Origin of the sequence: Brevibacterium sp. HMSC063G07, assembly GCF_001810665.1 — a bacterium.
In the GTDB taxonomy this organism is placed as follows: domain Bacteria; phylum Actinomycetota; class Actinomycetes; order Actinomycetales; family Brevibacteriaceae; genus Brevibacterium.
Window position 1 is genome coordinate 306,243 of sequence record NZ_KV802360.1, and the last position, 21,338, is coordinate 327,580.

The following is a 21,338-nucleotide window of genomic DNA, read 5'->3' on the forward strand; positions in this document are numbered from 1 at the left end:
GCGCCGCATCAGCGCGTGGATCCGCATTACCGCGCAAACCTGCGACGGTTGGACGAGGCTGCGACGCTGGAACCGCCCCACACAGCACTGGGACCTCGCCGTGACCATATGCCGCGCTCAGTCGGCCACGATTTGTCGGCCGGTGCCGCCCAGCACAAAGGCATCACGCGCGGCCAACACAGAAACCGCGAACAGCACGGCGAACACGCACAGCAAAGCAATGATCGGCACGGTCCAACCACCGCTCAGCGAGTGCAGTGCACCCATCCCAATCGGCCCGGCAGCTGCCAGAATGTAGCCGAAGCCCTGCGCCATCGTCGACACTTTCGCGGTCAGAAGCACTGACGGGGAGCGCCACACAATGAAGCTCAGGCACAGCGCCAACAGCGCACCTTGGGCGAATCCCATGAGCGTCATCCACACGTACGGGGCGGCCAGGGGTGCAAACAGCAGGCCCGTGAAGCTGCTCATGCCCAGTCCGACCGCAATCAGCATCGGCAGCCAGGTGGGCCGAACCCGCTGGGCGAATATGGGCGCCAGCAGCGATGTGACGGTTGACGGAAACACGGTGAATGCCACCATCCAGCCGGCCTGCTGTGCTGGCATACCGGCGGCCATGAAGATCGAGGGAACCCAGGTCAGCGACGCGTAGTACGTCATGGACTGGATGCCCATGGTGAGGGTCACCGCGATCGCCACCGGGTCTGCCAGCAGCTGCCGCATGCCTGCGCCCGTATCGCCGCCGCGGGCTGCTGGACCGGTCTCGCCCGGGCCCGCTTCCCCCGCCGAGGTGCCGCTCGGTTTGCCGCTGCCGCCTCGTCGGAGAAGCTGGGGAACCCAGGCCAGCAGCGCGAACACGGCCAGGCCGGCCCACGCGGCCAGCGCCCAGCGCCAGCTGCCGCCGAAGCTCTCCCGCAGCGGCACCGTCAGACCGGAGCCAAGCGAGGCGCCGATGCCGATGAACGCGGAGTACAGGCCCATCATGAGGCCGGATTTCGCAGCGAAATCGCTTTTGATGACTGCGGGGATGACCACGTTGCCCACTGCAATGGCGGCACCGACGAGGCACGTGCCGAGGAACAGCATCTGGAGTCCTGGCACGCTGCGCAGAAGAATGCCCGCGGCCAGGACAAGCAGCACGAGTCCCAGGAGTCGGCGCATCCCCAAACGCTGTGAGAGCCCCGGCGCCGCAAAGGCGAAGATGCCGAAGGCAACAACCGGGATTGTCGTCAGCAGGGATGCTGCGGCTGCCGAAAAGCCCAGATCAGCGCGGATGTCGCCAATCACCGGCCCAATCGAGGACACGGCGGCGCGCAGGTTCAGCGAAATCGCCAGCAGTCCGGCGGCGGTTATCCATGCCGCAGCGACGCCTGAAGTCCTGGGTCCGGTCATGGAGCGACTGTATCCGATACGACGGAGGCAGCCTGTCGTCGCCGGTGGCCCCGCCGCCAACCGCGGCCCGACGATGCCGCAGCCCGTCGACGCCAGACTCACGCTGTAATGCAGCTTTGCGCTGTAATGCAGCGCATTAACGCGTGAATCTGCACTACAGCGCACATCCGGACCATCCCGAACGCACAATCAGACGCCGCCGGAAGCAGCGCGCAGCCAGGCTTCAGGAACGATGCGTGCGCGGGCCGTCTTCAGCCGCACCAGGTGCTGCGTCCGCACCTTCAACTTCCGCGGCCTCTTCAATCGCCGCAATGTCATCAATCATGCTCGGCTCAGCAGAAGCGTCGTCAGCAGTTTTTCTGCGCCGACCGATGAGCGCGCCGATTTTCTTCAGCGAGCTCAGGCTCTTCCGGTCTTCGCGCAGACTGGTTATACGCGGATCGGTTTCGGCGATGAAGTCTCCCGGCATGGGGCCAAAAGCACCTGCTGCGCTTTTGATGACGACGTTGGCCATTGAGCGGTTGACCATGATGCCGACGGCAGCGCCCAGCCCGAATGGCAGAATCCGGCCGACTGTGGAGCCGACGGTTTTGGTGCCGTAGCGTTTGATCATTTCGTCGCGCATCTTTTTGATGAGCGAGTTCAGCAGGTTTGACGGGATGGTCTGTGTGACCGTCGACGCCCAGGCCCGCCCGGTGCGTTCGACGTTTGTCTGGCCTGCGACCCCGGTGTCTTCGGAGAATTGACGCACCAGCTTCCGTCCGGCTTTGCCCAGCATGAGGCCCAGCACCAGGGCGTTGGCGCGGGGGCGGTCGACAATCGTCATGCCGTGCAGTTCGGCCATGGCCTGCGCGTACAGTGCGGAGGCTTCGAGGAATCCGGCGGTTTCGGCGGCTGAGACTCCCAGGGCGGCGGTTGTGCCCAGTCCGGGGAAGACGGCGACGGCGCCGACTGCAGCACCGGAGCCCATGGCCACGTTGCGGTAGTGCTTGCCGATGATGTCGGCAAGTTCCTGTGGCGAAGCGCTGGGGTTGCGCCTGCGCATGGTTCGCAGATAGGCCAGCACCATGGGCCGCTGCACGCTGAGCAGTTTGCTCAGCGAAACCTCGACGGCCGGCTGAAGGGTGCCATCGCGGCGCACGGCGAACCCTGCGGCTTTCTGTGCGCCCTGGAGCGCTTTGCTTGTCTTAGACACGGGCCCCACTGTAGTGGTCGGTTCTGAACGGCTCCTTAGACTGGCCGTCATGAGCTCAGAACGCCGGTTCCACAAACCTGTGAGACGTCCCAACCTCGACGGCAGCGATTCGCGCCCCGGCCCGGCTGAACAGTCCGAGCTTGCCCACGAACTTGCCGGGATGGTCATCAGCGACCGCTCCCGCAAGCGGGATTCGGCCAGCACTGAGCGTTTTGTCCGTTTGGCTGACGAGCACGGCTTGGAGCAGATTGCGCAGCTGTGGGCGCGGTCTCCCGCGGTTTCGCTGCCGGGTGCGCTGTGGCGCCTGTACGCGCTGCGCACCTGGATCCGCCGCCGAGGCGCCGAAGCCTCCCGCTGGTACCGCACCGGTCTTGCCGACGGGGCTGCCGCTGTGTCGGAGGCGATAGCGGGTGCTCCGCCAATGCCCACTCCGGATGAGCTTGCCGATGTTGTCGATGAGATTATGCGCGGAGCTTTCCGCGGGGATTTCGCAATCGCCCTTGAACGGGCTTCTGCTTTTGTTTCGATTGTCACACGTGGGCGAGCTGACGATGATGCCGACGACAGCAGCCTTCGGTCTTTTGCGCAGATGAGCGAGGACTTGCGAATCTGTGCTGGCCAGTTCCGCGAGGGCCGCTTGGTTTAGCGGGACAGCACAACTGGTCTTCGTCCCACTGGGCGCATACAGTGGAGGTGTGCTCTTCGGAGCACGGGTGTCGGGCCGCTAGATGCCCCGGGCTCCAACATTTGCCGCTTCGAGCGGCCTTCCGCCGAGAGGCGCACTCGGCCCGACACCACCCCTCAGGTATTGAATAGACGAGGACAGGACATGGCCCGAAAGTCCGCGAGTGCGGTTTTCTTCGATCTGCTGGCCCAGCTGTCCTTCGCCATGCAGGAAGCCAACCTCGTCTTAGCCGAACTGTCCGGCATCGAAGCCGAACACCGGCGCAAAGCACAGGCGCAGCTGGAAGTCATCGCCGCCAACGCCGATGACCACTTCGACGCTCTGACGCGCTCCCTGCGCGAGTCCTATCTGACTCCGATCGACCGCACGCTGCTGTATCGGCTGGCCGCAGCTATGCGCGACTGCTGCTATGAGCTGCGCTCGGTCGGCTTTGCTCTGACCTCATCGGCTTTTGACGAACTTCCCGCCGGTGCGCTGGAAATGCTCGCACTGCTGTCGAACTACGCGGACAACACCAAGCGCATGACGCAGCGGCTGCCCGCCAAGTTCGACCAGTGGGAGTACACGGCTTCCGTGCACACTCTGTCCAAGCGCGCCCTCGCCCTGCGCCAGCAGCTCTCAGACACTGTGCCGGCTTCCCGCAAGGGTTCCGTGTACCTCAGTGCGGCAATTCAGCTGAGCATGACATTCCGAGACGCGTGCAACTCTTTTCAGGAGGTCGGACGCATCGTGGCAGAGATTGCTCTGACGGAATCCTGACGTGGACCCGCTGCTTGTGGCGGCCGGCCTTCTGTGCTTGGCCTACGGTGTCTCCAATGGCTTCCACGATGCCGGTGTGCAGGTGGGCAACGCAGTGGCCACGCGCACCCTGCGAAGGCGCCAAGCGCTCTTCCTCTGTGCTGGGTTCAACTTCATCGGCGCGCTCTTGGGCCAGGGACTCCTGCTGGCTCTCACCGGCCATCTGCTCACCGCGGAGACCCTGGGGCATGACCTTCTGCTCATCCTGATTCCGGGGCTGTTCGCAGCGCTTGTCATCAACACCTCAACGTATTTTCTTGCAGTCCCGATTTCGGCAACGCACTGCCTTTTCGGCGGTCTGCTGGGAGCAGGTTTCGTCTACGGAGCTCAGCCGCTCAACACAGACCTGGTCACCGACTCCCTCTTCCGCCTGGCCATCAGCCCGATCGTCGCACTGCTGGTGGCGTGGCTTGCCCTCACCGCGGTCGTTCCACTTCTGCTCAACCGCGCACCGAAACCCGTATTCCGCGTGTTCCGCCAGGGCACCGCAGTGGGCACGGCCGCCCTGTCAGCCGCCCACGGTTCACAAGACGCACAGAAAATCGGTGCGGTGTTCATAGCCGCGTGGCTTTCTTCACGCGGCAACACCAGCATGGACCAGCTGCCGGGCTATGTCCTGTGGATCATCATTGTCACGATTGCCCTGGCAATTGCAGGAGGCACCCTCCTGTCAGGGTGGCGCGTTGCCGACACGGTGTCGAGGCGACTGTCCACCCTCGACCCCGTGGGGGCAGGCACCTCGACCATGGTGGCCGCGGTCTTGTCCTATCTGGCCGCTTTCGTCTTCCGCGTGCCGATCTCAATGAGCTTCCTGGTGGTCGGCACAAACATCGGCGCCGGACTCGCCTCACCCCACAGCCGGATCGGCTGGCGCAGCCGAAACCGGCTGCGGACCCTGGTGTTCGTGCTGTCTGTGTGGCTGATGGGCATGCCCGCCAGCGCCCTGCTGGGTGCGGCATCCGCTGGGGTTTTCCGCGCAATAGCCGCCTGACATCTTTCCCGCCGACACCAGGCAACACACAAAGGAGAAGTAGTGCAAAGGGGCGCGCAGACCTTAGCCAGCACGCCCCTTCGGATCTCAGCGGACTCAGCCGTCAAGCAGCCAATCATTGGGTGCGAACAGCTCGAAGTGGACGGCATCATCTGTGAAGCCTGCCTCGCGCAGCTGACTGCGCGCATCTTCGAGGAATCCGGTGCCGCCGCACACGTAGACCTGAGCGTCCTTCGGCAGACCGAGCTTGTCGATTGACAAACGCTCAGCACCGTCAGAGTAGACGCTTTCTGCCCGGGCGTTCTCAAGATCGTCAACGAGCGCGCTGCGCTCAGCTGCGAAGACATCGGCCTTTTCGTTCGCTTCGCAATGGGCGACGACTATCTCTCGCTTCGAGCCGTGGGCGTGCAGTGCTGCGAGGATGCCCATCATCGGCGTCGTGCCGATGCCCGCTGACAGCAGAGCCACAGGCTCGGTCCCGTCGATGTCGACCACAAGGTCGCCGAAGGGAATCGTGGCGTCCAGCTGCATGCCGACCTCAGCGTTATCGCCCAGCCAGTTCGAAACCTCGCCTGCGGGAGCATCGCCTTCAGCCAGCACCCGCTTGACGACGAAACTCAGCGTGCCTTCCTCGGCGGCCACCAGCGAGTACTGGCGCAGCTGGCGGGCGCCGTCAGGCAGTTTGACGCCGACGGAGGTGTACTGGCCTGCACGTCCGGCAGGCAGCGCCGTCCCGTCGACGGGCTTGACGGTGAAGCGGACGATCGTGTCGGAAAGATCTTCGCGTTTGTCGACGACAACGCGGCGGAAGACGTCTCCGGCTTCAACTCCGGCGGAACTGTAGAGGTCCTTTTCAAAGTCGACGAGAACGCGGGCCATGATCCAGTAGACGGCATCCCAGGCTTCAGCGACTTCTGGTGTGACAGTGTCTTCCCCGAGAACCTCGACGATCGCCTCGAAAAGGTTGTCATGGACGATCTGGTACTGGTCTTCGGTGATCCCCAGCGATGCGTGCTTATGCCCGATCCGCTCAAGAAGATCGCGCGGATCCGCAGCGTCAGGGTTGACCAGCATGGACGCGAAGGTGGCGATGGAGGCAGCGAGTGCTCGCTGCTGCGCGCCGAGCTTCTGGTTGCCCCGGTTGAAGGTGTCGGCGATCAGCTCGGGGTGCTTGGCGAACATCTTTGAGTAGAACAGGGGTGTGATCTCGTCGATCTTCGAGCCGACCAGCGGCAGGGTTGCGCGGATGACGTCGGCGTGTTCTTCGGAGAGCTCGGTGCGGTCGATATCGGCCAGGTGGGGCAGCGGCTGGGTGGTCATCAGGTCTCCTTCGAGGTGGAAGAGGACGGTGTGCTCGGGGCCAGAAGGTCCAGAGCGGATGATCGGCGGACGAGTCCGCCGATCTGAACGCCGTCGAGGTGGCTGAGGAACGCCTCTTGCGCTGCGGCGAACTCGCTTCGCAGCGCACATCCGGACAGAAGCGGGCATGGAGTCGGGGTCGTGCAGCCGACGACATCGCCATCGCCTTCGAGTTCGCGGACGACAGCGCCGACCGTGGTTTCGAGAGCTCCGGGTGCCAACAGCAGTCCCCCGCCACGTCCGCGGCGCGAATCGATGAGCCCCATTCCGGCAAGCCGCGCGACGACTTTGGCCATGTGGGCCTCGGGCGCTCCTATGAGCTCGGCAATGTGCACAGTCGAGACCCGCTCGTTCGCACGGGCTAGGACCATGAGCGTGCGGAGGCTCAGATCTGTGAATCGCTCAAGCTTCATGAATCCCACGCTACATAATCTGACTTATAGACTCCAATTAAAAACCGCGGCCCCTCGCAGAGCCAGCCGGTGTTTCAGTATCCGGTGTAGCGGCCGGGCCTGTGGTTGGTGGCAAGCACCACATTGAGCACAACAACGCCGATGACGGACACCAGCACCGTCTGCCACGGACTGACAAAGAACGATGCCACCACGATGACCCCGTCGAGCACCATGAGAACAGCGCCGGCGTTCAGCCCCGCCCGCTCCTGCAGGATAAGAGCCAGGATATTGAATCCGCCCAAAGATGCTCCGTGGCGGAACAGAATGAGAATGCCGACTCCAGAAATCAGACTGCCGGTGGGAACCCCGTAGAGAATCGGGAGATCGTGAAGGCCGAGCATTGCCTCGTTGAAATCGGCCAGCGCACCCACGACCGACACTGCCAGCAGGGTCCGCAAGGTGAACCCCCAGCCCTTCTTCCAGATGGCCAAAGCGAAGAAGGGCAGATTGACCAGCGGAAACAGCAGCCCGATGGGCAGATCGACAACATAGCTGACAAGCAGCGCCAGCCCGGCTGTCCCACCTGTGACAGCTTCAGCCGAATGCAGAAGAGCCAAGCCGATGGACGTCAGATAGCTGCCGGTGATGAATCCCAACAAGTTTTCGTACCAGCGGTGGCGCACCGGGGCGGGAAATACCGGCGGCGGCACTGGGTTTTCAGCAGTTTTCGGCACTGGGCAATAATAGCCACCATGCCGCAGCAGCATTCGCGTGGAAGAACCCTTGCCGCCATCACCGCTCTCGCAGCCGGCACTTTCGGCATAGGCACAACGGAGTTCGCCACCATGGGCCTGCTTCCGAACATTGCGGAAGCGTTTTCAGCTTCCCTCACCGAAGCCGGGTCTGCGGTGACCTTCTACGCTCTCGGCGTTGTCATCGGCGCCCCGGTCATCACTGCGTTCGGCGCGAAGCTCAATCGCAAAATGCTGCTGGTCATTCTGGCCTGCATTTTCACCGTCGGCAATATTGCCGTGGCCGCAGCACCCACCCTTCCAGTTCTGCTGGCGGCCCGCTTTTTCACGGGTCTGCCGCACGGAGCCTATTTCGGGTTGGCGGCGGTGGCTGCCGCCGGAATCGTCCAGGAGGGAAGACGCGCCCGCGCCATGGCCGCCGTCGGCTTGGGGCTCACGGTTGCCGCGATCCTCGGCGTTCCCGCGGCAACCGCCGTCGGATCCCACCTCGATTGGAGGCTCGCCTATCTGCTGATCGCCGCAATCGGGGCCGTCACCGTCGTGGCCATCCTCATCCTCGTTCCCCGTGTCCAGCCGACGACCCCGCCGTCAGTGCGCGGTGAGGTTCGCTCACTGGCCAATCCGCAGGTCATCCTCACCTTGCTTGCCGGAGCGGTCGGCTTCGGCGGCATGTTCGCCGTCTACACCTACATCGCCCCCGTCGTCACCGACTTGGCTCACCTTCCCGGAGCAGCCGTGCCGTGGATCCTCGTCACCTACGGGGCCGGCATGACGGTGGGCCAGATGATTGCAGGCCCGCTGGCAGACGCCTCCATCGAACGAGGCGCCATCACCGGGGCTTCCCTCATGGGGTCCGCTCTGGTCGTCTTCGCCTTCACGGCTCACCTTCCGGTCCTGCTGTTTCTGTGCGTGTTCACACTGGGGATCTCTGGCTCTGTTTTCGTCACCGCCCTGCAGATGCGCCTGCTGCGCGATTCACATGATGCCCCGAATCTGTCAGCAGCAATGAACCATGCGGCATTCAACACCGCGAATGCGGCAGGAGCGTGGCTTGGCGGAATCGTCTTGGCCGCCGGCTACGGCCTGCGGGCTCCCGCAATTGCCGGCATCGGGCTCAACGCGGTCGGCCTGGGGCTTCTTCTGACCGCTGTTGCCCTGCATCGCAGATCACGTGCTTCGCGACAGATTCTGCCGCTGTGATTCCGCTACTCTGAAACTGTGAGCAGTGCCGTGCCGCGCACTGCCGAACACGAGAGGAGCAGCCATGCGGATTGCCCTGTTCGCCACGTGCATTGTCGACGCAATGTATCCCGAAACGGCGAAAGCAACCGTCGCGATCCTGGAACGTTTGGGCCACACCGTGATCTTTCCCCGCAAGCAGGCCTGCTGCGGGCAGATGCACATCAACTCCGGTGCTTTCGCCCAGGCCTACCCGGTCGTGAAGAACCACGTCGAAGCCTTTGAATCAGAAGAGTGGGACTGGGCGGTCGCCCCGTCGGGTTCCTGTGTGGCCTCACTGGGCCACCAGCATGGGATGATCGCCGAGTCGCAGAACGACGAGTCTCTGAAGTCGCGCGCAGATGACATCGCCGGGCGCACCCTTGAACTCGCCCAGTTCCTTACGGACGTCGCCGGGGTGAAGAACTCGGCTGATGACCTCGGCTCGTACTTCCCGCACACCATCGCCTACCACCCGTCGTGCCACGGCATGCGCCTGCTGCGTTTGGGCGACCGCCAGGAGCGGCTGCTCTCAACCGTCGAGGGTGCAACCGTCATCGCACCGCAGAACCAGGAGTCCTGCTGCGGTTTCGGCGGCACGTTCTCGGTGAAGAACCCACAGGTGTCCTCCGCGATGTTGCAGGACAAAGTCGAAGCTCTCGTCTCGACCGGAGCGTCAGTGTGCTCCGGCGGTGACGCCAGCTGCCTTATGCACATCGGCGGCGGCCTGCAGCGCCAAGAGGAGCTCATGCCGGTCATGGGCGAAACTCCCGCAACCGTCCACATGGCCCGCATTCTTGCATCGACAAAAGACAATCCGCTTGTTCTCGACCGCACCAAGGTCACAGGAGGTGCTCTGCGATGAGCCAGACATTCCTCGGCATTCCGTCCGTTCCACCGCCGGGCAAGGGCTTCCTCACGGAAGCCACCCCGTTTCCGCAGGTGGCAGAACACGAACTGACCAATGCGCAGCTGCGCGCTTCATTGACCAACGCCACCGGGACCATCCGCCACAAGCGAAACCTTCGGATCAGCGAAATGCCGGACTGGGAGGCTCTGCGCGCTGCCGGTGCGGCGACAAAGGCTCATGTCATGGCGAACCTGCCGGAGCTGCTGCAGCAGTTCGAGGAGGCCTTCACCGCCGCTGGCGGCACGGTCCACTGGGCCCGTGATGCCGACGAAGCCAACAGGATCGTCGAAGAGCTCGTCGTCGAAAACGCCCCCGTGCTCGCAGACGGCCGCCGTGAGGTCATCAAGGTCAAGTCGATGGCCACGCAGGAAATCGGCCTCAACGAATACCTCGCCGAGCACGACATCGACGCCCTTGAAACCGACCTGGCCGAACTCATCGTCCAGTTGGGCGATGACCGTCCCAGCCACATCCTGGTGCCTGCCATCCACCGCAACCGCAATGAGATCCGCGAAATCTTCAAGCGCGGCATGCCGGATGTTCCCGAAGACCTGTCGAACAACCCGGAAGACCTCGCGGAAGCCGCGCGAAAGCACCTGCGCCGCAAATTCCTCGAAACCAAGGTCGCGGTCTCCGGAGCGAACTTCGGCATTGCCGAAACCGGCACGCTCTCAGTGGTCGAATCCGAAGGCAACGGCCGCATGTGCCTGACCCTGCCGGAAACCCTGATCACGGTCATGGGAATCGAAAAGCTCCTGCCGAGCTTTGACGATCTCAGCGTGTTCATGCAGCTGCTGCCCCGGTCCTCCACCGGTGAGCGCATGAATCCCTATTCCTCGCTGTGGACAGGCCGGGCCGATGGCGACGGCCCGCAGAACGTCCACGTGATTCTGCTGGACAACGGACGTTCGCGCGTACTGGCCGACGAGGCCAGCCGCGAAGCGCTTCACTGCATTCGCTGTTCGGCGTGCATGAACGTCTGCCCCGTCTACGAACGCACCGGCGGCCACGCCTACGGTTCGGTCTACCCCGGCCCGATCGGCGCGATCCTCACTCCGCTGCTGACGGGAGTCGAAGAGGCCGCCAACGGCTCCCTGCCATACGCATCGAGCCTGTGCGGGGCCTGCTACGACGCCTGCCCCGTGAAGATCAACATTCCCGAGCACCTGGTGCGGCTGCGCAACCAGGATGTCGAAGCAAAGGAAAAGAAGAAGCCCGTCAAGGTGCCCACAAACCAGCTCGACGCTGCGCTGAGCGCGGCCAGCTGGCTGATGAGCGACGGTGACCGCTTCGGCAAAGCACAGAAGGCCCTGCCCCTGGCCAACCTCGTGTCACCTAAGACCGGGGTGAAGGCCCTGCCCGGTGTTGGCGGCAAGTGGACGCATTCGCGCACACTGCCCACCCCGCCGAAACAGTCGTTCCGCGAATGGTGGAAGAAAGAGCGAGGAGACAACGCATGACCGCCAAGCACGCAATCCTCGACCGTCTGGCCTCAGCGCTGGGCCGGCCCGTCACGGAGGGCAGCACCGAACCCGTCAGCACCGAAGCGATTCCTCGGGACTACCGCGTGAGCGCAGAAACGGGTGAAGCTGAGCGGATCGAACTTCTCACCGATCGCCTGCTCGACTATGACGCCGGCGTCTACGAGGTGCCTGCTGAGCAGGTGCCGAAGAAGGTCGCCGAACTGCTAGGCGACGCCTCCAGCATCGTCGTTCCGCACGACCTCGACTTCGGCTGGACTGAGAAGACCGGCGCGGAAGTGCTGAAGGACTCGGGTGATGAGCCCCTGTCGATTGACACGCTCGATTCGGTTGACGCCGTTGTCACGGGTGCGACAGTCGCAATTGCCGACACCGGCACCATCTGCCTGGCCGGCGAGCGCACGGGACGGCGGGCTATCACGCTCGTACCGGACCACCACATCATCGTGCTGCAGAAGAAGGACGTCTGCACGATCGTTCCCGAAGGCATCGGAGTGCTTGAAGAGCGCGGGCTGACCACCACTCCGCAGACGTGGGTGTCCGGCCCCTCAGCCAGTGTCGACATCGAGTTCCAACGCGTTGCCGGTGTGCACGGGCCGCGCACACTCGATGTCATCATCACCGACTGACGCAGGCGTCTCAGCAGGTCAGGGCTTCAGAACGAACTTGTTCTGAAGCCCTGATCTGTGTACGGACTCCAGTGCACGGCGGGCCTGCCTGAACGCGGCGGGTGAACTTTGCGAGAAGAAGCTGGGAGTTTAGGCTGAGGAGTCAATCTGACGTCCGCGCCACAGCCGGCGCAGCACAACCGGGAGGCTCTGTGAGCACCACTCAGCCGTCAGGCGGCAATGCGCATATCGCCGCCATTTCCTCAATGTCACCGGAAGACCAGGCGAGAACCGCTCGCCGGGCCGCAACCGCCGCCCTTGTCGGCACCGCAATGGAGTGGTACGACTTCTTCCTGTTCTCCACGGCTGCGGCCATTGTCTTCAACATCCACTTCTTCGCATCTGACGACAAGGTCACCGCACTGCTGGCCTCCTTCGGAACCATGGCCGTCGGCTTCGTCGCCCGGCCCATCGGCGGAATCATCTTCGGGCACCTGGCTGACAAGGCCGGGCGCAAGCTCGTCCTCATTGTCACCGTCACCGCCATCGGCATAGCCACCGGGCTCATCGGCATCCTGCCGACATTCGCCACAATCGGCGTGTGGGCACCGACCCTGCTGATTGTGCTGCGCATTGTGCAGGGGCTTGCCGTGGGCGGTGAATGGGGTTCGGCCGTCACGGCGGCCGTCGAATCCGCCCCACCGGAGAAGCGTGCACGCTACGCGGTCATGCCGCAGGTCGGCTCTCCCATCGGAACCATTCTGTCCTCCGGCGCGTTCTTCATCATCGGAGTGCTCCTGCCGCCTGAAAGCTTCGAAGCCTGGGGCTGGCGCATCCCGTTCCTCGCCGCCATTCCGCTGCTGCTGATTGCACTGTTCATCCGCAAGCACCTGGATGAAACCCCCGAATTCCAAAAGCTCATTGCAGAAGGCGAAAAGGAATCAGTCCCGTTCTTCAAGCTGCTGGTGGAAGCTCCCCTGGGAATCATCGTGGGCTTTATGACCACACTGCTGGGCGTGGCAGGCTTCTTCGTCGTGACGACCTTCGCCGTGTCCTACGGCAAGAACTTCCTTGGGCTGCCTGCCAACCTCATGCTCGCGGCGACCATGGTCGGCGCGGCCATGCAGATCGTCGTGATGATCCTCTATGGTCGCGTCGGCGAAAAGATCGGCTCGGCCCGCGCCTCGATGATCGGCGGCCTGCTCACCATCGCGTTCGCGTTCCCCATGTTCTGGATGATCGAAACCAAGTCCGCGGTGCTCGTCATCTGCGGTGTCGCAGCCGGCATCACGATCGTGTCACTGTCCTACTCCGTCAACGGCTCACTCATCACGGCCTTGTTCAAGCCCGAATACCGAACCTCGGGTGTTTCACTGTGTTCGAACCTCGCCGCCATCGTGGCAGGCTTCATGCCGATGCTCGCCACCCTGTTCCTCGGCGTAGTCGACGGCGCCTGGTGGCCTGCGCCCCTCATGCTCATGACACTGGCTGCGATCACCGCAGTCGGTTCAGCACTTGCCCCAAAGGTCAGCCTGCAGATTGAGGGGTACCGCCACTGAGGCGAATTTTCATACACCCCGTCAGCTGCAGCTGACAGAACAGAAGCCGGGCCCCGCATTGCCGAGGGCCCGGCTTCTTCGGTTCCCGGCACCTCGCGCCCTTCCCGTCCGGCACGAGAATTCTCACGGGGGTGCAACCGACCCCTCATCAGTATTGAGTTATTATACTGTCTAATGCATATTCATTAATCTGTAGGTGAGGGGCCGATCCCTACCTACAGCGGCAGCCGCTGCCGCACACCACTAGGAGCAACCGTGAAAAAAGCCCTCGCAGCACTGACTGCCGCAACCGCACTGACCCTCACAGCCTGTGGAGGCGGCGAAGCCGACGACAGCGGCCTGGTGCAAAGCGGCAAGCTCACCGTCTGCTCCACCGTGCCCTACGAGCCGTTTGAGTTCGTCAAGGACGGCGAAACCGTCGGCTTTGACATCGACCTTGCAGACAAGCTCGCTGAACGCCTCGATGTCGAAACCGAAGTGCTGAGCACCCCGTTCGAGGGCATTCAGTCGGGCACTTCGCTCGACACCGGCAAGTGCGACATCGCCATCTCCGGCATTTCGATCACCGATGAGCGCAAAACCAAGATGGACTTCACCGACCCCTACCTCAACGACAACCTCGGCATGGCCGCAGCGAAGTCGGACGGCTTTGCGAGCCTGAAAGACGTCAAGGACAAGAAGGTCGGTGTGCAGGCTGCAACCTCTGGCGAAAAGCACGCACAGGACGAAGGCATCACAACGGTGCAGTACGAAAACGGCGGCATGCTCACTCAGGCGCTCATGGCAGGCAAGGTCGATGCCGCTGTCGGCAACATCTCCGTCATCTCCGCAGCAACCAAAGCCGATGACAAACTCGAACTCGTCGAAACCTACGAAACCGGCGAACAGCTCGGCGCGGCTGCCAAAAAGGGCAACACCAAGCTGACCGAAGAATTCAACGCCATGTTCAAGGAAATGCTGGACAACGGCGAATACAGCAAACTCGTCGAGCAGTGGTTCGGCGACGAAGTCTCCGAAAGCCTCAGCGTGGCCAAGAACTCCTAAGCGGCTCCGGCGCGGCAGGCAACAATTTCTGCACCCGGATGAATTAGGCCCAGGAACACCCCAAATGTGACCCGCAGCACTGTATGGTTTTTTCTCATGAGGCGGCACGAATGGGCCTGCCGCGCTATCAAGGAGACATCGTGAAGAAAGCACTCTCGATCGCCGCTTTCGCTGCGGCAGCATCCTTCGTCCTCGTCGGCTGCGGCAGTGGAGGGGGCGACAGCTCCGCGGAAAGCAACGGAATCGAACTGATTCAGAACGGCAAGCTGATCGTCTGCTCCGACATCCCCTATGAGCCGTTTGAGTTCGTCAAGGACGGCAAGACCGTCGGCTTCGACATCGACCTTGCAGACAAGCTCGCCGAGCGTCTGGGTGTTGAAGCTGAAGTCGTCACGACTCCATTCGAAGGCATCCAGTCGGGCACCTCACTCGACACCGGCAAGTGCGACATCGCGCTTTCGGGCATTTCGATCACCGACGAGCGCAAAACCAAGATGGACTTCACCGACCCCTACCTCAACGACAACCTCGGCATGGCCGCAGCGAAGTCGGACGGCTTCAAGAACCTCGACGACGTCAAGTCCAAGAAGGTTGGTGTGCAGGCAGCGACAACCGGCGAAACCTACGCCAAGGACAAGGGAATTTCACCAGTGCAATACGAAACCGGCGGCATGATGACCCAGGCGCTCATGGCTGGCAAGGTCGATGCCGCTGTCGGCAACATCTCCGTCATCTCCGCAGCAACCAAAGCCGATGACAAACTCGAACTCGTCGAAACCTACGAAACCGGCGAACAGCTCGGCGCGGCTGCCAAAAAGGGCAACACCAAGCTGACCGAAGAATTCAACGCCATGTTCAAGGAAATGCTGGACAACGGCGAATACAGCAAACTCGTTCAGCAGTGGTTCGGCGACGAAGTCTCCGACAGCCTCAGCGTGACCGAAGACGCCAAGGGCTGACACTTCGCCCCACGGGGTGCCGCTCACCGCGGGTGGGCGGCACCCTTTCCCGAGCAGACTCCCCCATTCCCACCCCTGACCAGGAGGCACCGTGGCTCTGAGCATGAAGCAGCGCCGGCGCACATCCCTGACGATCCAGTACGCAATCTTCTTCATCGTCATCATCATTCTGGCCGTCACAATCGACTGGCCGAACATCGTCGACAAGTTCTTCAACTTCCGGATCATGGCCCAGCAATTCCCGGCCGTGATCACCACAGCACTGAAGAACACGATCATCTACACGGCCCTGGGCTTTGTGTTCGCCATGGCACTGGGCATTCTGCTGGCGCTCATGAAGCTGTCTTCGGTGGGCCCGTACCGGTGGATCGCAACGGCGTACATCGAATTCTTCCGAGGCGTCCCGGCACTGCTGGTGTTCCTCGCCTTCGGGTTCGGCATCCCCACCGCATTCCAGGTCAACCTGAACAACTACCTCACCGTCATGCTCGCGCTGGGAATCGTCGGCTCTGCGTACATTGCAGAAACTCTGCGCGCCGGCCTGCAGGCCGTGCCGAAAGGCCAGTACGAAGCGGCCCGCTCGCTGGGCATGAGCCACTCCAGGGCAATGATTTCGGTGGTTATCCCGCAGGCATTCAAAATCATCCTGCCGCCGCTGACCAACGAAATCATCATCATGACGAAGGACTCTTCGCTCATCTACCTGCTGGGTCTGCTGCCCAGCCAGTTCGAGCTCGCACTGTTCGGCAAGAACGCAATCGCCGCTCCGGAAGCCGGCCTGACGCCGCTTGTGATCGCAGGTGCCTGCTACCTCGTCATCACACTGCCCCTGGGCTGGCTGGCCCGCAAGTTCGAATCCCGCCAGCAGAAAGCGAATGGAGCCTGACATGACTGCCGAACAGACCACAGCCGTCAAACCGGCTGTCAAAATCACCGACCTGCACAAGTCCTACGGCGACGTCGAAGTCCTCAAGGGCATCAACGTCGAGGTCCTTCCCGGCGAAGTCGTCTGCCTCATCGGCCCATCGGGTTCAGGCAAATCGACCCTTCTGCGCTGCATCAACGTGCTCGAACAGTCCAACAGCGGAACAATCGAAGTCGCAGGATTCACCGCCACAGATCCCGACACCGACCTCAATGTCATGCGGCAGCACGTGGGCATGGTGTTCCAGAGCTTCAACCTCTTCTCCCACAAAACGGTTCTGGAGAACTGCACGATCGCACAGATCAGAGTTGCCAAGCGCGCCCCTGCCGAAGCGCAGAAGATCGCCCTGGAAAACCTCAAGGTCGTCGGTCTCGACCACTTGGCAGACCGCTACCCCGACCAGCTCTCCGGCGGTCAGCAGCAGCGCGTGGCGATCGCCCGAGCCCTGTGCATGAACCCCGAACTCATGCTGTTCGACGAACCGACCTCAGCTCTCGACCCCGAAACGGTCGGCGATGTCCTCCAAGCTATGCGCCGACTGGCAGGCCGGGGCATGACGATGGTCGTTGTCACCCACGAAATGAACTTCGCCCGCGAAGTCGCGGACAAGATCGTCTTCATGGACGGCGGAGTCGTCGTCGAAATGGGCCCACCGAATGACGTCATCGGCAATCCGCAGCACAAGCGCACGCAGAGCTTCCTGAAACGTGTGCTCGACCCTGACCACATGGAACACGAAATTGAATAGGAACCGAGTCAACGTAGTATCGAGGCATGCGCCTTGATCTGAGAATTGACAATGCCCACCTGCTGACAATGGAGTCCGCAGGCGAAGCCGACCCCTACGGCACCCGCGCGAAGCTGGGCTCCATCGGCATCATCGGCGATCGGATTGTGACCGTGGGCGATGAAGCCCGCGAAACCGCAGCCGATCGTGTTCTCGACGCCGACGGACGCTTTCTCACCCCCGGCTTCAACGACGTCCACTGCCACACCGCCTGGTACGGCATGACGCTGCTGGACGTCAGCGTTGAAAAGCTCGGCAGCATGGACGCCGTGTACGCAGCACTCGAAGCTGCCGTGAAGGAAAAAGCCCCCGGAGAATGGGTGACCGCCACCGGGTTCAGCCAAAACGACTACGACGGCCAGTACCCCGACATCCGGGTGCTCGACCGGATTGCCGACGGCCGTCCCTTGTTCATTCGCCAAGTGTCCGGCCACGCGGCGATCGCCAACACGGAAGCACTCGAACGCGCCGGGGTTTTCCGCAACGACTTCGAAACACCCGAGGGCGGCAAGATCGTTCGCGACGAAAACGGTCAGCCCACCGGGCTCATTGAAGAAACAGCCCAGGCGCTCGTACAGGACCTCATCCGCCCCTATTCGCGGTCGCTGCTGGTCGACGCTATTGATGCCGCCACCTCGTCCTACGCCCAGCAGGGCCTGACCAGCTTCGGCGATGCGGGCATTGCCGCCGGGTGGATCGGACATTCGCCCACGGAACTCGGCGCCTACCAGGAGGCCCGCCAGAACGGACGCCTGCACGCGCGCGGCCAGCTCATGCCGATGGCCGATGCTCTGCGACCAGTCCACGCCCACGACGACGACCACAACGGACTGGGACTCGACCTCGGCGTCGTCAGCGGATTCGGCGATGCCATGCTGCGCCTGGGACCAATCAAGATCTTCATGGACGGCGCGATGAGCTCCGAAACCGCCGCCATGTACGACAACTACGAAGGCTCGGATTCCCCCGGCTACTTCCAGGACGACCTCGAAGTGCTGCGCAGGCAGATTCTCGACACCTACCGGGCCGGGTGGTCTCTGGCGGTGCACGCTATCGGCGACAAGGCCGTGGCAAAGGCCATCGAGTTCATCTGCGAAGCCCAGGACACGTACGGTTTCCCCGCCCAGCGCCAGCCGGGACACACCATCCCCAACCGCATTGAACACGCCGCCATGGTCAGCGACCCCCAGCTTAGAACCCTGCGCGAATACGGCATTGCGGTCACCCCGCAGGCAGCCTTTGCCGATGCAATCGGCGATGCCCAGAACGCTTCTCTGGGCGAGGCTCGACGCCCCCTGCTCTATCGGGCCAGGGCATTTTTCGACAGCGGAGTTCTCCTGCCTGGCTCATCCGACCGTCCGTGTGCCGACGGCACACCCCTGCGCGGTATCCAGGCTTTTGTCGACCGGCGCACCCGCTCCGGCGACATCATGGGCTCTGCCGATGAATGCCTCACTCCCCAGCAGGCGCTTGCCGCATACACCTCGATCGCGGCGGAGGCCTCCGGCGATCTTGCCGACAAGGGAACCCTCAGCCGCGGCAAGCTGGCCGACATCGTCTTCCTCGATGACAACCCGACCGCGGTTGATCCCACCACAATCAAGGACATCAACGTCGCGGCCACCATGCTGGGCGGCCGCTTCACGCACGGAAGTCTCAACTGACCATCCCGCCCACAGCAGAAAGGAGCTGACGGTGTCCGCAGACGCCCAGGCCCAAGAATTTCTCAACGACTTTGCCACCATGAGCGGCTTCGGGCAGACCGCCCGCGGCGGTGTGGACCGGGAAGCAATGACCCAAGCGGATGTCGACCAGCGCAACTGGTTCGGCGACTGGCTCAAAGAGCGCGGCTTCAGCGTCGAAGTCGACAGGGTCGGCAACCAGTTCGGACTGTACCGCTTCCACCCCGATGCCCCGTTCGTTTTGTTCGGTTCGCACATGGACTCACAGCCGACCGCCGGCCGCTTCGACGGCGCCTACGGTGTGCTCGCCGCAGCACACGCCGCCCACCGTGTGATCGAAGCCCACCGGGAAGCGGGAACCACCCCGAAGCACAACATCGGCGTGGTCAACTGGTTCAACGAAGAGGGCTCTCGCTTCGAACCTTCGATGATGGGTTCGGGTGTGTACACCGGCAAACTCGACGCCGACACCGTGCTCAAAACCGAAGACCTCGACGGCACGTCCGTTGAAGACGCCCTGCGCGCCGGAGGATACCTCGGAACCGGCGACGGACCAGAGGCCGCGGCCTACGGTGAAATCCACGTGGAACAGGGCCGCCTCATGGAAGACGCGGGCAAGCAGATCGGGCTTGTCGAAGCCACCTGGGCTGCGCACAAATACCACCTGATCGTCCACGGCGAACAGGCCCACACGGGATCCACCGTCATCGCCGATCGCCACGACGCTCTGCTCGGCGCATCCCACCTGGTCATTGCGGCACGCGAAATCGCCGACCAATTCGGCATCCACTCCTCGGTCGGGCAGATGGTCGTCCTGCCCAACTCCCCCGTCGTTGTGCCAAGCGAAGTCCGCATGCACATGGACTTCCGCTCCCCCAGCCAGGAAAAGGTCGAACAGGCCGATGCGAAGCTGAAGGAGCGCATCAAGCAGATCGAAAGCATCGCCTCGGTCCGCATCGAAGAGGGCACCGCCCACGCGTGGGACAAACAGGCCTACCACGACGCCGGGGTAGAACTCAGCCGACAGGCGGCCGAAGATCTGGGGCTGTCGCACATGAACATCATGACCGTCGCCGGACACGATTCGACGAACATGAAGGACGTTGTGCCGACCGTCATGCTGTTTGTGCCGTCAGTTGAGGGTGTGAGCCACAACGAAGAAGAGTTCACCACCGATGACGACATGCTTGCCGGTGTCACGCACCTGACCGAAGTCGTCCGCCGCATGGCCGACGGAGCACTCGACTGAACGTGAGGCTCGAAGACTCTGCCGAGCAGCTGCGAGCGGCTCTCGCACAATTCCCCGTGGAGAGCTTCCGCAGCGTGGCCGGTGTCGGTTCGGCGACCCTGGAGATCAAAAAATCCGAGTTCATCGGCCTTGTTGCGCCTGCATCGACTGAAGAAGAAGCGCGGCGGATCATCGACGAGCAGAAACAGCTGCACCCCAAAGCCCGTCACTGGTGCACCGCCTACATTCTGGGTCCAGACGCACGCACACAGCGGTCCAATGACGACGGCGAGCCAGCAGGAACAGCAGGCGCTCCGATCCTCGATGTTCTGAACGGCAGCGGACTGACAGACACTGTTGCGGTTGTGACCCGCTACTTCGGCGGAGTTCTGCTGGGTGCCGGTGGGCTTGTCCGCGCCTACGGTTCGGCTGCTTCCGAAGCTCTTGCGCGGACGAAGATCATCACCCGCAGCCTCATCGTCCCCGTCAGTGCGCGTCTGGACTATTCGACGGCGGACACTGTTCGAGCACGCGCCGAACAGCGCGGCTGGAAGATCATCGATGCCGAGTACGCGGCGGATGTCACCGTGCACACGGGAGTTCCCGCTGACGATGTCGATGACTACGTGCGCATGCTGGCCGACCTCAGCGCCGGTGCTGCACAGCCGCTGATCGGCACACCCCGCTACGTATAGCTGTTCGCTGCGCGCAGGGGCCGTCAAGCTGCGGTCAGTCGAGGGTCGCTATTCGGCCGACTTTGGCCTGGGTGAGTGACACGATGTCCTCGGGCTGCATTTCCACCTGCAGGCCGCGCTTGCCGGCTGACACAAACACCGTCGGATAGTCTGCAATTGTCTTGTCAGCTATGACGGGGTGCTGACGCCGCTGCCCGAAGGGGCTCACTCCCCCTGTGATGAATCCGGTGCGGCGCTCGGTTTCGGCCACGCCCGCCAGCTGGGCTTTGCGGCCGCCGACGGCAGTCGCAGCGGCTTTGAGGTCCAGCTGCCCCGATACGGGCACCAGCGCGATCGTCGGCTGTCCGTCGACGAGGATCATCAGGGTTTTGAACACCCTCCCGTATTCGACTCCCAGTTTGTCAGCCGCTTCCGTTCCATAGCGGCGAGCCGCCGGATCGTGCACGTATTCGTGCAGAGAGTAGGAAACTCCCTTGACGTTGAGCACTTTGAGTGCGGTTGTCGATGCGGTCTGGGTCTTCACGAGGCTTCCTCCTGCACGGCTGCGCGTGCGGGCACAATTCCGTTTGGTCTGCCGTTAACCATATGAAAACCCGTTCGATGGCACCAAATACGGGCGAGTCTCGGTGTTTCGCCTTCAGGTAGATAAACCCTTGCGTGAACGCGAAAGCACCC

Annotated in this window: 21 protein-coding genes; 15 read left to right on the forward strand and 6 right to left on the reverse strand. The window is 62.8% G+C overall.

Annotation, left to right across the window (positions count from 1 at the left end):
* Positions 1-117 precede the first annotated feature (117 nt).
* Both HMPREF2757_RS07895 and HMPREF2757_RS07900 read right to left on the reverse strand, forming a co-directional pair.
* Complete coding sequence (locus HMPREF2757_RS07895) at positions 118-1,392, reverse strand: MFS transporter (protein WP_226829326.1); 1,275 nt, start codon at positions 1,390-1,392, stop codon at positions 118-120.
* A 223-nt stretch (positions 1,393-1,615) separates the two neighbouring features.
* Positions 1,616-2,587: a hypothetical protein gene (locus tag HMPREF2757_RS07900; RefSeq protein WP_070574996.1), complete on the reverse strand. Its 972-nt coding sequence runs from the start codon at positions 2,585-2,587 to the stop codon at positions 1,616-1,618.
* A 49-nt stretch (positions 2,588-2,636) separates the two neighbouring features.
* Between HMPREF2757_RS07900 and HMPREF2757_RS07905 the strand changes: the two genes are divergently transcribed.
* The 3 genes from HMPREF2757_RS07905 (at position 2,637) to HMPREF2757_RS07915 (ending at position 5,061) form a co-directional block, all read left to right on the forward strand.
* Entirely contained in the window at positions 2,637-3,233 is a 597-nt protein-coding gene (locus HMPREF2757_RS07905) for a hypothetical protein (protein WP_226829324.1), read from the forward strand.
* A gap of 183 nt (positions 3,234-3,416) precedes the next feature.
* Positions 3,417-4,031 carry a DUF47 domain-containing protein gene (locus tag HMPREF2757_RS07910; RefSeq protein ID WP_070574999.1) on the forward strand — a complete coding sequence of 205 codons (615 nt, stop codon included), beginning with the start codon at positions 3,417-3,419 and terminating at the stop codon, positions 4,029-4,031.
* A 1-nt stretch (position 4,032) separates the two neighbouring features.
* The gene (locus HMPREF2757_RS07915; protein WP_070575002.1) at positions 4,033-5,061 is read left to right on the forward strand and encodes an inorganic phosphate transporter; all 1,029 of its coding nucleotides are present in this window, start codon (positions 4,033-4,035) and stop codon (positions 5,059-5,061) included.
* 96 nt (positions 5,062-5,157) lie between these two features.
* Here the strand turns inward: HMPREF2757_RS07915 and HMPREF2757_RS07920 are convergent, their stop codons facing one another.
* The 3 genes from HMPREF2757_RS07920 to HMPREF2757_RS07930 form a co-directional block, all read right to left on the reverse strand.
* Positions 5,158-6,381 carry a globin domain-containing protein gene (locus HMPREF2757_RS07920; RefSeq protein WP_070575005.1) on the reverse strand — a complete coding sequence of 408 codons (1,224 nt, stop codon included), beginning with the start codon at positions 6,379-6,381 and terminating at the stop codon, positions 5,158-5,160.
* Positions 6,381-6,833 (reverse strand): RrF2 family transcriptional regulator, encoded by a 453-nt coding sequence (locus HMPREF2757_RS07925; RefSeq protein WP_070575009.1) that lies wholly within the window; start codon positions 6,831-6,833, stop codon positions 6,381-6,383. The genes HMPREF2757_RS07920 and HMPREF2757_RS07925 overlap by 1 nt, the downstream gene beginning before the upstream one ends.
* Positions 6,834-6,907: 74 nt before the next feature.
* Positions 6,908-7,549 carry a YitT family protein gene (locus tag HMPREF2757_RS07930; RefSeq protein ID WP_141750224.1) on the reverse strand — a complete coding sequence of 214 codons (642 nt, stop codon included), beginning with the start codon at positions 7,547-7,549 and terminating at the stop codon, positions 6,908-6,910.
* Between the two features lie 18 nt (positions 7,550-7,567).
* On the opposite strand from HMPREF2757_RS07930, the gene HMPREF2757_RS07935 reads away from it, so the two are divergent.
* From HMPREF2757_RS07935 to HMPREF2757_RS07990, 12 genes are all read left to right on the forward strand, one after another.
* On the forward strand, positions 7,568-8,767 hold the full coding sequence (locus HMPREF2757_RS07935) for an MFS transporter (RefSeq protein ID WP_070575016.1): 1,200 nt from the start codon (positions 7,568-7,570) through the stop codon (positions 8,765-8,767).
* Between the two features lie 64 nt (positions 8,768-8,831).
* Positions 8,832-9,650 (forward strand): (Fe-S)-binding protein, encoded by an 819-nt coding sequence (locus HMPREF2757_RS07940; RefSeq protein WP_070575019.1) that lies wholly within the window; start codon positions 8,832-8,834, stop codon positions 9,648-9,650.
* Positions 9,647-11,155, forward strand: coding sequence for a lactate utilization protein B (locus HMPREF2757_RS07945; protein WP_070575023.1), 1,509 nt, complete (start codon positions 9,647-9,649; stop codon positions 11,153-11,155). Before HMPREF2757_RS07940 ends, HMPREF2757_RS07945 begins: the two co-directional genes overlap by 4 nt.
* Positions 11,152-11,805, forward strand: coding sequence for a LutC/YkgG family protein (locus HMPREF2757_RS07950; protein WP_070575026.1), 654 nt, complete (start codon positions 11,152-11,154; stop codon positions 11,803-11,805). Before HMPREF2757_RS07945 ends, HMPREF2757_RS07950 begins: the two co-directional genes overlap by 4 nt.
* A gap of 191 nt (positions 11,806-11,996) precedes the next feature.
* Positions 11,997-13,343 carry an MFS transporter gene (locus HMPREF2757_RS07955; protein WP_226829322.1) on the forward strand — a complete coding sequence of 449 codons (1,347 nt, stop codon included), beginning with the start codon at positions 11,997-11,999 and terminating at the stop codon, positions 13,341-13,343.
* A 255-nt stretch (positions 13,344-13,598) separates the two neighbouring features.
* On the forward strand, positions 13,599-14,387 hold the full coding sequence (locus tag HMPREF2757_RS07960; protein WP_070575031.1) for an ABC transporter substrate-binding protein: 789 nt from the start codon (positions 13,599-13,601) through the stop codon (positions 14,385-14,387).
* A 140-nt stretch (positions 14,388-14,527) separates the two neighbouring features.
* The gene (locus HMPREF2757_RS07965) at positions 14,528-15,346 is read left to right on the forward strand and encodes an ABC transporter substrate-binding protein (RefSeq protein WP_083304203.1); all 819 of its coding nucleotides are present in this window, start codon (positions 14,528-14,530) and stop codon (positions 15,344-15,346) included.
* Between the two features lie 91 nt (positions 15,347-15,437).
* Complete coding sequence (locus tag HMPREF2757_RS07970) at positions 15,438-16,232, forward strand: amino acid ABC transporter permease (RefSeq protein WP_070575036.1); 795 nt, start codon at positions 15,438-15,440, stop codon at positions 16,230-16,232.
* A 1-nt stretch (position 16,233) separates the two neighbouring features.
* Entirely contained in the window at positions 16,234-17,019 is a 786-nt protein-coding gene (locus HMPREF2757_RS07975) for an amino acid ABC transporter ATP-binding protein (protein ID WP_070575039.1), read from the forward strand.
* Between the two features lie 26 nt (positions 17,020-17,045).
* Positions 17,046-18,722, forward strand: coding sequence for an amidohydrolase (locus tag HMPREF2757_RS07980; RefSeq protein WP_070575051.1), 1,677 nt, complete (start codon positions 17,046-17,048; stop codon positions 18,720-18,722).
* A 31-nt stretch (positions 18,723-18,753) separates the two neighbouring features.
* The gene (locus HMPREF2757_RS07985) at positions 18,754-19,989 is read left to right on the forward strand and encodes a M20 family metallo-hydrolase (RefSeq protein ID WP_070575056.1); all 1,236 of its coding nucleotides are present in this window, start codon (positions 18,754-18,756) and stop codon (positions 19,987-19,989) included.
* A 2-nt stretch (positions 19,990-19,991) separates the two neighbouring features.
* Positions 19,992-20,663 (forward strand): YigZ family protein, encoded by a 672-nt coding sequence (locus HMPREF2757_RS07990; RefSeq protein ID WP_083304181.1) that lies wholly within the window; start codon positions 19,992-19,994, stop codon positions 20,661-20,663.
* A 34-nt stretch (positions 20,664-20,697) separates the two neighbouring features.
* On the opposite strand, the gene ybaK is transcribed toward HMPREF2757_RS07990, so the two are convergent.
* A complete protein-coding gene (gene ybaK, locus HMPREF2757_RS07995; protein ID WP_070575060.1) occupies positions 20,698-21,186 on the reverse strand; it encodes a Cys-tRNA(Pro) deacylase in 489 nt (162 codons plus the stop codon).
* Between the last annotated feature and the right edge of the window lie 152 nt (positions 21,187-21,338).